The 13,242-nt window shown below is 60.5% G+C and carries 10 protein-coding genes and 1 pseudogene; 4 read left to right on the forward strand and 7 right to left on the reverse strand.

The features are described from left to right. Positions 1-37 precede the first annotated feature (37 nt). Together LMTR13_RS31285 and LMTR13_RS31290 are read left to right on the forward strand one after the other, a co-directional pair. On the forward strand, positions 38-649 hold the full coding sequence (locus LMTR13_RS31285; protein WP_065731126.1) for a TetR/AcrR family transcriptional regulator: 612 nt from the start codon (positions 38-40) through the stop codon (positions 647-649). Positions 650-750: 101 nt separating this feature from the next. Next, positions 751-1,776 carry a M23 family metallopeptidase gene (locus LMTR13_RS31290; protein WP_083219299.1) on the forward strand — a complete coding sequence of 342 codons (1,026 nt, stop codon included), beginning with the start codon at positions 751-753 and terminating at the stop codon, positions 1,774-1,776. 19 nt (positions 1,777-1,795) lie between these two features. On the opposite strand, the gene LMTR13_RS31295 is transcribed toward LMTR13_RS31290, so the two are convergent. From LMTR13_RS31295 to LMTR13_RS31325, 7 genes and pseudogenes are all read right to left on the reverse strand, one after another. Next, positions 1,796-3,097 carry an MFS transporter gene (locus LMTR13_RS31295; RefSeq protein ID WP_065731127.1) on the reverse strand — a complete coding sequence of 434 codons (1,302 nt, stop codon included), beginning with the start codon at positions 3,095-3,097 and terminating at the stop codon, positions 1,796-1,798. A gap of 119 nt (positions 3,098-3,216) precedes the next feature. Next, positions 3,217-4,482 (reverse strand): hypothetical protein, encoded by a 1,266-nt coding sequence (locus tag LMTR13_RS31300; protein WP_065731128.1) that lies wholly within the window; start codon positions 4,480-4,482, stop codon positions 3,217-3,219. Further along, the gene (locus LMTR13_RS31305) at positions 4,466-4,876 is read right to left on the reverse strand and encodes a hypothetical protein (protein WP_065731129.1); all 411 of its coding nucleotides are present in this window, start codon (positions 4,874-4,876) and stop codon (positions 4,466-4,468) included. The genes LMTR13_RS31300 and LMTR13_RS31305 overlap by 17 nt, the downstream gene beginning before the upstream one ends. Positions 4,877-4,948: 72 nt before the next feature. Continuing rightward, entirely contained in the window at positions 4,949-8,050 is a 3,102-nt protein-coding gene (locus tag LMTR13_RS31310) for an ATP-binding protein (RefSeq protein WP_236843202.1), read from the reverse strand. A 153-nt stretch (positions 8,051-8,203) separates the two neighbouring features. Then, positions 8,204-8,278: pseudogene (locus LMTR13_RS43910) on the reverse strand (zinc-ribbon domain-containing protein); the annotation flags it as partial. A gap of 188 nt (positions 8,279-8,466) precedes the next feature. Continuing rightward, the gene (locus LMTR13_RS31320; RefSeq protein ID WP_065731132.1) at positions 8,467-9,447 is read right to left on the reverse strand and encodes a hydroxyacid dehydrogenase; all 981 of its coding nucleotides are present in this window, start codon (positions 9,445-9,447) and stop codon (positions 8,467-8,469) included. Between the two features lie 102 nt (positions 9,448-9,549). Then, positions 9,550-11,592: an adenylate/guanylate cyclase domain-containing protein gene (locus LMTR13_RS31325; protein ID WP_065731133.1), complete on the reverse strand. Its 2,043-nt coding sequence runs from the start codon at positions 11,590-11,592 to the stop codon at positions 9,550-9,552. Positions 11,593-11,790: 198 nt separating this feature from the next. Here LMTR13_RS31325 and LMTR13_RS31330 point away from each other — a divergent pair, with 198 nt between their 5' ends. Together LMTR13_RS31330 and LMTR13_RS31335 are read left to right on the forward strand one after the other, a co-directional pair. After that, on the forward strand, positions 11,791-12,588 hold the full coding sequence (locus LMTR13_RS31330; protein WP_065731134.1) for a cytochrome c biogenesis CcdA family protein: 798 nt from the start codon (positions 11,791-11,793) through the stop codon (positions 12,586-12,588). 134 nt (positions 12,589-12,722) lie between these two features. Next, the gene (locus tag LMTR13_RS31335) at positions 12,723-13,187 is read left to right on the forward strand and encodes a DoxX family protein (protein WP_065731135.1); all 465 of its coding nucleotides are present in this window, start codon (positions 12,723-12,725) and stop codon (positions 13,185-13,187) included. Positions 13,188-13,242 lie beyond the last annotated feature (55 nt).

Consider the following 13,242-nt stretch of genomic DNA (forward strand, 5'->3'; position numbering starts at 1 on the left):
TATTGTATTGAGTTGCATTCTCGCCTAAACTGGGCAGATGTCAAGAGTGCGAACCAGACCCACAAGGGACGATACCCGCGAAAAGCTGTTCGAGGCGGCGGCGCGCGTGTTCGAGGAACAGGGGATTGGCGGCGCCAGCATCGAGGCGATTGCGGCGGCGGCCGGCTTCACGCGGGGGGCATTTTATTCGAACTTCAAGAGCAAGGACGAGCTGATCATCGCCATGCTCGAGGATCACGTCGAGCAATCCATGAGGCGCATCCGCGATCTGCTCGAGCGGCATAAAAGCCTTGCCGATTTCATCGACGCGCTGAAGACCATGGACCGAAGCCAGCAGGATCCGCTCGGCCGCTCTCCCCTGCTGCACATGGAAATGATTCTGTTCGTGGCGCGCGCCGAAAAGCGCCGGCCTGAACTCGCCAAGCGGCTGCGCGCACGAAAAAAGCTGGTCACCGATATCATCGAGACCACGGCCAGGAACAGCGGCAGGACGACCATTCTCAATCCGACATGGGCCGGTGCGCTGGTGCTGGCGCTGGAGGATGGTTTTCGCCTGCACCGCCTGATCGATCCAGAGACCACGCCGCCCGACAGCTTTTTTCGCGCCATCGGCGACCTGCAGCGGGCGATGGGAATTTCATCGGCGTGAGGCGGAATGTCTTTCTCGCCGGAACGCGTCGCAAATGCTACCCTGCGCGAATGATCGCGACGCCAACACCGGACATTCGACACATTCTGCGTGCTAAACCGATGCGTCGCTTCGCTGCATCCGGATGGTCGCACCTGAATTACCTGATCCTGATTTCGCTGTGTTTTGCTACCGCGATCGGCGCCAAGGCCGAGGAAGTCATTTCGCTCGCGCTGCCTGTCAAATGTCAGCCGGGCCTGACCTGCTTCCTTCAAAACTACGTCGATCACGACGTGTCGGACAAGGCCCGCGACTATCGCTGCGGCGGGCGCAGCTATGACGGTCATGACGGCACCGACATCAGGATTCCGAACCTGGAAATGCAAAGACAGGGAATAGCGGTGCTTGCCGCGGCGCCGGGACGCGTCATCGGAACGCGAAACGATATGGAAGATGTCTCGGTTAGGACCGCGGGCAAGGCCGCGATCGCCGGGAAGGAATGCGGCAACGGCGCAGTCATCGAACACGAGGGTGGCTGGCGCACGCAATATTGCCACATGGCCAAGGGCAGCGTTCGGATCAACGCCGGCGATCAAGTCACGACGGGGCAGCCGATCGGCCTGGTCGGACTATCCGGCGACACCGAATTCTTCCATCTTCATTTCACGGTGCGGCATCGCGGAAAGATCGTGGATCCCTTTGCCTATGGTGCGGCCGAGAATTCCTGCGGCGGCGGCCGATCGATCTGGGCCGCTTCGCTCGGCGAACAGATGCAATACCGGCCCCGCGAAATCATCGATTACGGCTTTGCCGGCATCGCCCCGACGATGGAGCTGGTCGAGTCCGGAGAAATCGGCAAATATTCCGTCTCCTCCGCTTCGGACGCACTCGTCGCTTATGTGAGAGCCATAGGTTTACAGGCCGGCGACCAGCTATCCCTCGCGGTGCAAGGCCCGGGCGGCGTTTCTCTCTCGGCCACCGGCCTTCCCGCCCTCGACCGCGACAAGGCACAATTCCTTGTCATCGCCGGAAAGAAGCGCACGGAGGCAACGTGGCCCGCCGGCCGCTACACCGCGACGTATCGCGTGACCAGGGACGGTGCGGAAGTGTTGCGCAAAACGTTCGACGTTGAGCCGCGCCTGCGATGAGCCGTACCTCCAGTTGCGGCTACGCCTGGTCGTGCTTGAATGGCGCCTTGTGCATTTGTCCCGCGACCGCCCTCACCTTGCGCGGCGATGCCTGCCAGATCGCCACGGCCGACAGGATGCTGACGGCAATGCCGATCGCAAAGGCGAGCGTATAGCTGCCTGAAAGGTCGTACAGCAGCCCGGTCGCCCATGGGCCAGCCGCGCCGCCGGCCAGCGCCGCCAGCATAATGGTGCCGAAGATGCTGCCGTATTGCTTGCCCTGAAAGATTTCCAACACCACCGCGCCCATGATCGACGTCAGGCCATAGCCAAGCGCGCCTTGCGTGAAGATCATGAGATAGACCAGCGGTAATGCCGGTGCGAACTTCAAGGCGATCAGCGCCGCAAAGCAGATTGCAAAGCCAGCGCAACTGATCGCCCAGATCCATTCGCGCCCGATCCGATCGGAGAGATGCCCGAGCCAGACCTGGCCGGGGATGCCGAGCAGGCTGACGACGCCGAGCGCCCACACCGCGACGTTGGCGCTGAAGCCGATGTCGAGCAGGTACTTGGTCTGATGCACCTGCACCGCGTACCAGATGTAGAGGCCACAGAAATAGCCGAGTGCGATCCACCAGAATCGCGCGGTACGCAACGCGCGGCGCAGCGTCCAGTCGGTGGCGGCCCAGATGGGATCGACGACGTTCGAGCGAGGCGCGGCCGATGTCGCCGACGGCGCGGCGTCGCCATCTGGCAACAGCCCGATATCCTCCGGTCGCTTTCGCAGCAGGAGATTGATCGGCGCGAGCACGGCGAAGACCAAAATGCCCATCGCGGTACAGGCGGTGCGCCAGCCGGTCTGCTCGATCATGTGCTGCACCCACGGCAGCAAGGTCACCGAGCCGATGCCGACGCCGGCAAAGGCGAGCCCCATGGCGAGCCCGCGGCGGCGAATGAACCAGTTCGGCAGAAACAGCGATTGGCCGGAATAGCCGAGGCACACGCTGCCCGCGCCGACCAGCACGCCAATGGTGAGATAGAGATGCCAGGGCTGCGTCGTCAGCGGCGCGAGCAACAGCCCACCGCCCATCAGCGCGACGCCGAGCTCCATCACCGCGCGCGGCCCGAGGCGATCCATCATGCGCCCGATCAGCGGGCTGACGCCGCCGGAAACCACGAAGCCGAACGAAAACGCGCCCGCGGTGACGCCGCGATCCCATCCGAACTCGGAAATGATCGGCGGAAAGAACAGCGAGAACGCCGTCCGCGCATTGACCCCGATCGCCATGGTCACGAAGGTCACCACGACGATCAGCCAGCCGTAGAAGAAGGGAAGATGCATGGGGTTACAATCAGGTTGGTCGCTCTGACCGGGCGCAATCAACGCTTACGCCGTCATCGGAAGAACGTTGGTGACCCGGCTAGCTGCCTAGCGCGATCATGATTCGACGCGAAGAGCGATCACAATCTTATATTCGAACGAGCCCATTGTTTAAGTGTGTCCAGGACCTCGATTTCCGGCAAATCAAATATTTCCTGACGGGACGAAATTCCGATCGGATCTATTTCCTGGGTCTCCTTGAAAAGGAAGGCAGCCAAAAAATCCAGACCCAATTTGCGGAGACAAACGCCTGCCATGTATCGGCCGACTGAGCTCGCCGGCGGACCCAACATCGCTGCAACGATATATTCTTCGGCGGCCCGCTGCCAATTTTCCTGAAGATAATGTACCTGACCAAGCTCGACCCAGGCTTTTGAATCGAACGGATCTACGCGCGTTAGTTCGACCGCCCTCAATGCTGCCAGATCAAGATCATTCAGCCAAAGCGCCTCCTTCGTTCGACTTTCCAAAACGGCGTGCAGGTTTTCTCGATAAAGGATCTCATCCGCCGCGGTCGTCGGCGCGAGGTCCCGCGCACGGCGTTCCGCCATGTCCATCGTCCTGATCATCAATTCCCTGTCGCCGGCAGCTTGAGGAAGGAAGCCCATTCCGCGATGAAATCTGCTTTCAAACAATTGTGCAGTAAATGCATTCTCGTCGTCCTTCACGGCGGCAAAGGCAATTTCCAGCCGCTTGCTCCAATCGTCGAGCTCAGCGAGGGACGCGCGGGCCTTGGCTTTCTGAACGAAGACCATTGCTGTTGCATTGAATCTTACCGGCCCGTCGCTTCGATCATCGACAGCGATGTTCTCAAAAGCTGCCATGATTTCAGATTCATAACCCGATCTTCGCCTTGGCAATTCGTGCATGAACTTCGCCGACGCGCGGCAGAATACGAGTTGTGCAATAGAAGGATCGGAATCGCCTCCGCCGGGCCAATCCTGAGGGATGAGCTTGAGCAACAGCTCGTAGAAGCACATCGAATGAAGCAGTACCGCCAGCCGGTATTTGCGCGCAGACGAAAGTTTTGGCCAAAGCTCAAGATCGTGGCAAAGCTTGCGCCACCGATCGGTCCGCAGATCCTCGGCGAGGTCGCGGGGATCGCTGACTGCATAAGGCGCGCCGGCCTGCTCCGCGAGCTGCACGCGGAAGCCGGGAGATAATGCACGCTGCGGAAGGAAGATAGGGCCGTCCGGATCGGCATAGGCCTGCCAACCGGCCTCGATAGACTTGGCATGGGTGGGCCCGGCTTGGCACGGGCCCAGGTCAAGATACGGACGAAGCAGCCAGGTCGAAAAACGAGAGTCGAGACTGTCGCCGAGAGCCGGGTTAGCCAAATCGTGCATGCAAGAGACCGCCGCAGGCGGCACTCACATAGTCGCCGCTCTTCTTTTTCTTCTTTAGCCAGGCATGGTAGTCGGCATTCAGCTTCTCAAACTCAGCGGCAAACTCCGGGACTTCCTTCCTGAAATGCTTAATCGCCGGTTCGAGCGCCTTATACATGTGACATATCGGGGTGGCTTCGTAGATCTTGTCCTTGGTTCTGACACCGCGTATCAGAACCGCGATCGACTCCCATGTGACGATGAGGAGTTGAGCTGCCGCTCGCCCCTCGCTGGTCGATTCCGGACCGACTAGACCTTCGGCGCCGCCAAGATCGCGGCGCATCACCTCCGCCGCATAGTAGTTGGAGTCGCTTCGCATTCTTTCGATACCAAGCAGAAGCTCATTCTGATCCATGGGTGCCCCCGTTGCTTTGTACGAATGCCAAGCGCAAACGAAATCTATCCCGACATCTACAGCTTCACAAGCTCACCCCCAGAAACGCATCTCCATCGCGTCTGCCAGTGAATTGGAGATGCTGCGGTGGTGCTCTGCATTCGACTTCTGATGGCTAAGATCGAACACGTTGGCCAGCCCCTTATGGCAGTTCGCTTGTAGCGGCCGCATGCCTAATTCCTCAGCAAGCGTTAGGCCTTGAGTAAGCCAACTCTTCGCATCATCTAGGTTTCCCCGATACAGATCCACCTCGCCCAGCATCCGCAGCGAATAAGCCTCGTTTGCCCGCTCCTCATGTTTGCGGGCCAGTTCGAGCCCACGCGTGGCCGCCTTTAGCGCCTCGCCCTCCCGACCGAGTGAAAGGTAAGCCTCGCTGACGTAAGCCAAACGCAGCGAGTGACGGGCGACGAACCCCTTTGACTCCGCGACCTCGATACTCTGCTCCAGAATTGGAATCCCCTCGTTCGCCCGGCCGGCTAGAGCAAGGGCGTAACCAAAATGCAATGCAACGTAGGCAAAGCCGACGGGACTATCTGCAAACGCGCCGGCTGCCAGCGCGCGTTCGAACGAGCGTAGGGCGCGTCGCAAATTCCCCTGTCGCAAGGCGACGACACCGAGACCGAGATGCGCATAACCGCAACTGAAGGGATGACGGGCATTTTCGGCGATGCGAAGGGCATCTTCGCCGATATTGAAGGCTTCGGAAAATTGTCCGGTATCGGCCAAGCCCCATGCGATAAAGCTACGCGAGAACGCGGCGGGCAGGACAAACATCCCGAAGCGCTGGCTCGCCAGGCTGCCTTCCAACTGGGCAGCATTCCAACCGAAATGTTCGCGAGCCTTCTTGTAGTCTCCGCGGGTGTGGTGCGCCAATCCGAGCGGCAAATTGGTCACGACCTGGAGAGGCAAATCCGACTCCGCGGCGGCAAGAGCCCGCTCTCCAGCCTCGATCGACTCCCTGTATCGACCCAGCATCCAGAATTGTTCGGTCAAATAGGACTGCACCCATCCGTTGCGCTGCCTGTCTCCGATCCGATCCGCCAGTTGTTCAGCTTCGCGCAGACGAGAAGCGATTCGGTTGCGATCTCCGAGCGGTTGCAGCACATTGCGAATGTCGAATCGGATATCGATCGACTTCTGGATGGTCTCCCTGCTTTGCGGCAATCCAGCCAGCGCGTCGAGCGCTTGCTCGAAGAGTATTACAGCTTCAGGATAAGCTTCTCGATCCGCAGCCTTCGTTCCCGCTTGGCGCAGATACGTTACTGCCTTCTCCTGAAGCCCGCCACGTAGCGCATGATCTGCCAGGCGCTCAACATGCTCGCCTATGCGGCCAGCATAAATCCTTTCTATCGCAAGAACGACGCGCTGATGAATGTCGCGGCGCCTCTCGCTGCGCAGGCCTCCGTAGGCGACATCGTGGGTGAGAGCGTGCTTGAAGGAAAATTGAAGATCAGGAAACAACTGGGTGGGAAACACAAATTCGGCCGTCTGCAAATTGTTGAGGACTCCCCGGAGTTCGCTGTCGGGAAGACTACTTATTTCTTTCAGCAGCGAGAACGGAACGTCGTGTCCAATGACCGCCGCTTCCTGCAGCAACCTCTTCTCGGCTTTTGCCAGCGCATCGATACGCGCGGCTAGAACGGCCTGTACGGTAGGTGGTATTTCGTTTCCCGAAATAGCCTTAACCATCCTGTAGTTCTGTCGCGATCCCTCTAGAAGCTTTCGATCTACCAGCGTTCGAACGAGTTCTTCTACGAAGAATGGATTCCCGCCAGCACGATCAAGGACAAAGCTTTTTACGCTTTCGAGTGCCGGATCAGATCCCAGAAGCGAGTGCAGAAGCGTGGTGAGGCTTGTGCTCTGAAGAGGTTCAAGACGCAGGTTGCGGTAATTCGGCCGTCCCTTCCACCCGTCATCGAATTCCGGACGGTAGGTTACCAATAGCAACAAGCGCGCATCGCTTGCATTGACGACGATTTCGTTCAAAAGGCCCAAGGTAAGAGAGTCGTTCCAGTGCAGATCCTCGAAAACTGCCACGACGGGCTGCACGTTGTTTTCACGTAACAGCAATCTGGTAATTGCCTGGTAAGTGTGCTGTCGGTGCTGGAGCGGATCCAGCGCTTGGAATGGATGACCTGCATCCAATGCGTCCAACAAATCCAGCAACGGCGGGATAACGTCCTGCAGCGAGGGATCGAGTGCCAGAATCTTTTCTGTCACCTTCTCGCGGATCGACTTGGCGTTGTCGCGCTGACTGATCTTGAAATAATAGTGCCGGAGCAATTCGATCACCGGCAGATACGATGCCGCATGGCCGTATGAAGCCGAATTTGTTTCGAGAACCAGGCAGTCTTCGGTCCGGGATGAATGAACAAATTCATGAACCAGGCGAGATTTGCCCATTCCCGGCTCTCCGACGACTGCCACGACTTGGCCATGACCGCCACGGGCGTGATCCAGCGCCTGGGTGAGTCGCTGAATTTCCAGTTCGCGACCGACAAAGGGCGTCAACCCGCGCGAGGCGGCGGCCTGCAATTTTGTCCGCTCGAAGCCGCCTTCGGTGATCTCGAAGACTTCAACCGATTGCGCAAGCCCTTTTATCGTCATTTCGCCGAGCGACTTGGCTTCGACGTATCCCTCAACGAGCCGAATGGTATCGGCCGCGGCGAGCACAGAGCCCGGCATCGCCATTTGTTCCATGCGGGATGCCAGATGGGCCGTCTGTCCGACGACCGTGTAGTCCATGTAGAGATCGTTGTTGATTGAGGAGACGACAATCTCTCCGGAGTTGATACCGACGCGGATCGTGATTGGTGCTCCGTGAACGCGGCGGATCTCTTCCGCATAGCGGGCAATCGTCTGCTGCATTCTGAGGGCTGCATAACATGCGCGCACCGCATGATCTTCATGCGCGAGCGGGGCTCCGAACAGCGCCATGATGCCGTCCCCCATGACCCTGTTCACCATACCTTCATAATGATGGACGGCTTCGAGCATGTGATCGAGAACGGGATCGAGGAGCTTCTGTGCTTCCTCAGGGTCGCGATCTGCTATTATTCTGAGAGATCCGACGATGTCGGCAAACAGCACGGTGACTTGTTTGCGTTCCCCCTCAAGATCGCGTTTCGTCGTCATTATCCTGACGGCGAGATGTTTTGGAGTATAGTTGTCAGGTGACAAGAAGCGGTTTACCGCTCGATGTTCTTCGCCAAGTCCGATTGGATGGGCGCATTGGGAACAGAATTTGGCTCCCGATGACACGAAGCTACCACAATGAGGACAGCCGCGCTCGAAAGGAGCGGCACACTGCTCGCAGAACTTCGCTTCAGGCCGATTGTCGTGTTCGCACCTGGGACACTTCATCTGAACCGTCAGTTAAGCGGTTAGTATGCGACGTGATATCCTACTTCGCCAAACCGCATACAACAACCGGGAAGCGAGATCGCATGCGCTTGCTGACTGTATTGCGACTGGTAGGTCCTCTCCCAGCTTACAGGCCGCTCCTGCCGACCCGTGCACGTTGAGTGATAACACGAATGCTATCTTAACGGTTAAGAACTCCGCCGCTTCCAGCGCTGGGCATTGACCGCGCCGACCGGCACGTCGCCCGCAACAATGGCTTCGACCTGCCGCACCGTCTCCAGAGACTGGCTCTCGATCGCCGGCGGGGTCAGGCCGCCGATATGCGGGGTGGCGATGACGTTCGGCAAGCTTGCGAGCTCCGGCGATGGCATCTGGTCCAGTGCGCGGCCGACATCCATTGCGGCGCCGGCGATGCGGTTCTCGCGGAGCGCCGCTGCCAAAGCTGCCTCGTCGACGAGGTTGCCGCGCGACAGGTTGATGAAGAAGGCGTGCGGCTGCATGCGGGCCAGCGCCGCCTGCCCGATCAGATTTTCGGTCTGCTCGTTGGCGACCGCCAGGCAGACGACATAGTCGGAACGATCAAGCAGTTCGTCGAGCGGCACATGCCGGATCGCGGCGTCGCTCACCGTCGCAAAGGGATCGGCGACCATGATCTCCATGCCGAGCACCTTGGCGATATCAGCCAGGTAACGGCCGATGCTGCCATAGCCGATGATGCCGAGGCGGCTGCCGGCCAGTTGCCGGCCCATGATGATCTCAGGCTTGCGCCCGGCATGGTAGTCGGCGGTCGCGCGTGACACGCCGCGCGACAGATCGACCATGAAGCCGAGCGCGAGTTCGGCAACCGATTGAACGAAGCCGGGTCCCGCCCGCGTGACCAGAACGCCGGAGGCCGAAGCAGCGTCAACGTCGATGTTGCGGATGTCGACGGCGCAGCGAACGAAGGCGCGCAATCGTGGCAGCGCCGGAAATATCTCGCCCGGGCCCGCGGTGAGCCGGTCGGCCACGATGATGTCGACATCGCGGGCCGCCGCGATCAGGCCGGCGGCGTCGAGCGCATCGCCAGCTTCATGCAGCTTCACCTGCGCGATGGCTTGCAGCCCGTTGAGGCTGCGCGCGCCGTAATACTGGGCGCGGGACTGCGGCGTATGGGTCAGGAGGACTTTCAACGCGGAACGGCTTCCTATCGATCGCCGGCCAATGCAGCGCCCAAGGCCGGCCCATCTATCGCCAAATCGCCCTCGCGGGCAAGGCGGCGGGACCGCGTTGGACTACTTGGACCGGGCGATCGTCGTTCCGTCCCAATCTTCGCCGGCCGGGTTTTCGAGCTGCTGCCTGCAGCGTTCGATCATCGTCGTCGACGCTGCATCGTGCTCGCGGATTTCCAGCACCTTCTCGAACGCGCCGATCGCAGCCCGGAAGTCCCGCGCACGCCAGGCGGCCAGGCCGGCCTCGTATGAAGCCACCCAGGCGGGTGCGCCGACATCGTCGGCCATATCGAGCAATTCATAAATCTGCAATCCACCCGCACGGCCATAGACCGCCAGCCGGTCGAGTTCGCGAACCACGACGCGGTCGCCGGCGAGCCTTCGCGTTTCGGGGCCGATGATGATCGTGGAGCCGTAGGTCTTGTTGGTGCTCTCCAGCCGGCTCGCAATATTCACGGCATCGCCGATCACCGTGTAGTTCAGCCGCACCTCGGATCCGATGTTGCCGACCAGCATGTCGCCGGAGTTGATGCCAATGCGGATCCTGACCGGCTGGCCGTGGTCGTCGATGAGACCCGCCTCTTCCACCGCGCGCCGGCACGCCAAGGCCGCCCGGCAGCAATCGACGGCATGATCGGGATTGGGCACCGGCGCACCCCAGAACGCCATCACGGCATCGCCGATGAATTTGTCGATGGTGCCGTTCTGGTTTTGAATCTGCAGCGAGACGCAATCGAAATAGCGCGACAGCAGCGGGATGATGCGGTCGCCAAGCCGCTCCGACATGCCGGTGAAGCCGGCGAGATCGATGAACATCACGCTCATCGGCCGCACCGCGCCGCCAAGCCGCGCGCCGTTGCCGTCGCTGATCAGCCGCTTCACGAGGTCGGCGGGGATGTATTTGCGGAACGCGGCAAGCCCCTGCGCCATGTCGCCGATGGCACCCGAAAGATTCCCGATCTCGGTCAGCCGCGACGGATGCCGCCGCACCTTGTCGAGGTCAAAACGCTCGACATGCCTGATCTCGTTGACCACCTTGATCAGGGGAGCGGCGATCAGGCGCTGGGCAAGCCATGCCGACAGCACGCCAGCGAGAACGATCAAGACCGCAAGCCCGATCAGCAAATTCCGGATCGTCATCTGCACCGGTCCGAGAAATTCCGATTCCGGCACCACCGTCACCAGCGACCAGCCCGGAAACGAAATCGGCGTGATCACCGCCTGATAGGCCTTGCCGTCCCGCGTCACCGTCGTATTGAACGGCTGCCCCTCGCCGGGTTCGTAGGCGCTGCCGGCGTTTCGGATCGCATCGACCGCGACCGGAAACAGCGGATGATCGGTCTTCAGCGCCACCAGTTCGCTGGCATCGGGATCGGGCGAGGCCACCACCTTGCCGTCCCGCTCGAGAATGAAAGCGCCCGCCGACTTGCCGACCGTGAGCTGCGACAGGAAATTCGAGACGCGAGTCAGCTCGATGATGATCGCAACGACGCCGGCCGGTTTGCGATCGATTTCGATCGGGGCCGAAAAGGCCGCCGCCAGCCGCTCCCCGCGCGGATGCGTCGTCAGCGTCGACCAGTGTTCGTCGTTGGTCTCTTTGGCGACCCGAAACCATTCCTGCTCCGTCACGGAATAGTCGGTGTCTTCGAACCAGCTCCCCTTGAGCCGAAGATCGTTGCCGACGAGTTCGTAGCGATTGATGCGCAAATTGCGGTCGGGCGTGATCTCGAGCATTTCGATGACGTCGTTGCCGAGCTTGTGTCCGGCAAAGAACGAGCCGTCCGGCCATCCAAACGCCACCCAGGAAATCGTCGGTTGCGACAGCAACTGCGAGCGGAAAACGATCTCGCGTTTTCGGGCGTCGTGCGGATCGAACACTTTCTCCGCCAGCAGCGTTCGCACCGCCGTCATCGACGACCGCGCCTCCGTCGTGACCGACTGCAGTTCGTCGCTGACCGCCGATACGATCTGGTCGTTGATGGTGCTGGCGAGCGTCTGGCTGACCTGATGGGCGGTGCGCCACCACAAAAGATGCACGCCGACGGCGCTGACGACGATCGACGTCAGCACGAGGGCGGAAATGGCGCTGCGGATGCCAAGGCGCATACAGGGGTCCCGATGACGGTCTGATTACCGCCATACGGGACCATACCAGCGTCTGTTTCGCCGGCGAGGCAATTTCGGCGCCCCGGACACGGCTCTGTGACCGAAGGTGAGCCGTAATGACGACGAAACTTATCGATTGCCTGTTCCGTACAACCGAAGACGGCGCTATGCCTTGCGGCAGTTCTCGAAGGTCATGCAATGCACGATGTTTCCATCCCGGCGGCCCTGATTGCCGGTCTCGTCAGTTTCCTTTCGCCCTGCGTGCTGCCGCTGGTGCCGCCCTATCTGGTCTATCTCACCGGCGCGACCATCGAGCATGTCGCTAGCAAGGAGACGATGCAAACCTCCAAGCGCGCAGTGATGGCTGCGGCGCTGATGTTCGTGCTGGGCTTCTCCACTATCTTTGTCACTCTAGGCGCTACCGCGAGCTTTATTGGTCGGGGGTTACGCGATCTACGTGTCGCGTACCTCCATAAGGTTACAGAGATTCAGACTGCGTTGGGCTTCAATCTTCCATTCCCGGACGATCCGTTCGCGTTCTTAGCCGGCATCGTGATCATCATCATGGGCCTGCACTTCCTCGGCCTGACCCGGATCGGACTGTTGATGCGCGAAGGCCGGATGCCGATGCCGAAACCGGTCGGCCTCTGGGGCGCCTATGCCATGGGGCTGGCCTTCGCCTTCGGCTGGACCCCCTGCATCGGGCCCATTCTGGCGGCGATCCTGTCGATTGCGGCCGCCGAGGCCACCGTGACCAAGGGCGCCGGCCTGCTTGCGGTCTATTCCGCCGGGCTGGGAATCCCGTTCCTGCTGGCAGCCTTCATGATCGAGCAGTTCTCCTCGCTGTTTGCGCGGATGAAGCGGCATCTCGCCAAGGTCGAGCATGCCATGGGAATCCTGATGGTGATCACCGGCATCGGCTTCCTGACCGGCGCTGTTACCAGTGTCAGCATTTGGCTCTTGGAGACTTTCCCCGCACTGCAAAATTTCGGTTAGCCCCGTAACAAGCGGACCGGCATCAACGAAACTCCTCTCAGGACCAGACTGCCGCCACCGCGGCCGCGACGTTTTCCGCGCGAAGAGGCCGCAGGTCGCGGTTTCACGTCGCCAAAGTACTTGAAGGGGGCCGCATGTATTCCACCGTCAATCTCCTCATCCTGTTGCCGGCGCAGATCGCCTCGCATTTTTCCTGGGCTGGCCCCCTCATCATGCGGCTCATCGTCGGTTACACCTTCATGCTGGCGGGTTGGGGCAAGCTCACCCACCTGGAGCAGGTGACCGAAAACTTTGCCGGCTGGGGCATCCCTTTCCCGGCAATCCTCACCCCCTTCGTCTCCGGCGTCGAATTCTGCGGCGGCGCCATGCTGATCCTCGGCCTGTTCACGCGAATTCCGGCCGCGATGCTGGCGGTGGTCATGGTCGTCGCCATCAAGTCGGCGAAATGGGGCGACGTCGATTCGCTGGAGACGCTGCTCGGCTTCGAGGAAGCGACCTACTTCGCCGGCTTCATGTGGCTTGCGATTGCCGGCCCCGGCGCAGTGTCACTCGACCGGTTGCTGGTGAATGCCAGCGGTCAGCCCAAAGCTTCAACCTGACCCTCACAATCACGTGACATCGGCTAATGCTTGAGCCGTGATCGCGCCGCCTGCG

Source organism: Bradyrhizobium icense (assembly GCF_001693385.1).
GTDB classification, from domain to species: domain Bacteria; phylum Pseudomonadota; class Alphaproteobacteria; order Rhizobiales; family Xanthobacteraceae; genus Bradyrhizobium; species Bradyrhizobium icense.

Excerpts from the sequence above, each read along its gene's own strand:
- LMTR13_RS31285 (WP_065731126.1), top strand. The coding sequence starts at position 38 with ATGTCAAGAGTGCGAACCAGACCCACAAGGGACGATACCCGCGAAAAG.
- LMTR13_RS31290 (WP_083219299.1), top strand. The coding sequence starts at position 751 with ATGCGTCGCTTCGCTGCATCCGGATGGTCGCACCTGAATTACCTGATC.
- LMTR13_RS31295 (WP_065731127.1), bottom strand. The coding sequence starts at position 3,097 with ATGCATCTTCCCTTCTTCTACGGCTGGCTGATCGTCGTGGTGACCTTC.
- LMTR13_RS31300 (WP_065731128.1), bottom strand. The coding sequence starts at position 4,482 with ATGCACGATTTGGCTAACCCGGCTCTCGGCGACAGTCTCGACTCTCGT.
- LMTR13_RS31305 (WP_065731129.1), bottom strand. The coding sequence starts at position 4,876 with ATGGATCAGAATGAGCTTCTGCTTGGTATCGAAAGAATGCGAAGCGAC.
- LMTR13_RS31310 (WP_236843202.1), bottom strand. The coding sequence starts at position 8,050 with ATGACGACGAAACGCGATCTTGAGGGGGAACGCAAACAAGTCACCGTG.
- LMTR13_RS31325 (WP_065731133.1), bottom strand. The coding sequence starts at position 11,592 with ATGCGCCTTGGCATCCGCAGCGCCATTTCCGCCCTCGTGCTGACGTCG.
- LMTR13_RS31330 (WP_065731134.1), top strand. The coding sequence starts at position 11,791 with ATGCACGATGTTTCCATCCCGGCGGCCCTGATTGCCGGTCTCGTCAGT.
- LMTR13_RS31335 (WP_065731135.1), top strand. The coding sequence starts at position 12,723 with ATGTATTCCACCGTCAATCTCCTCATCCTGTTGCCGGCGCAGATCGCC.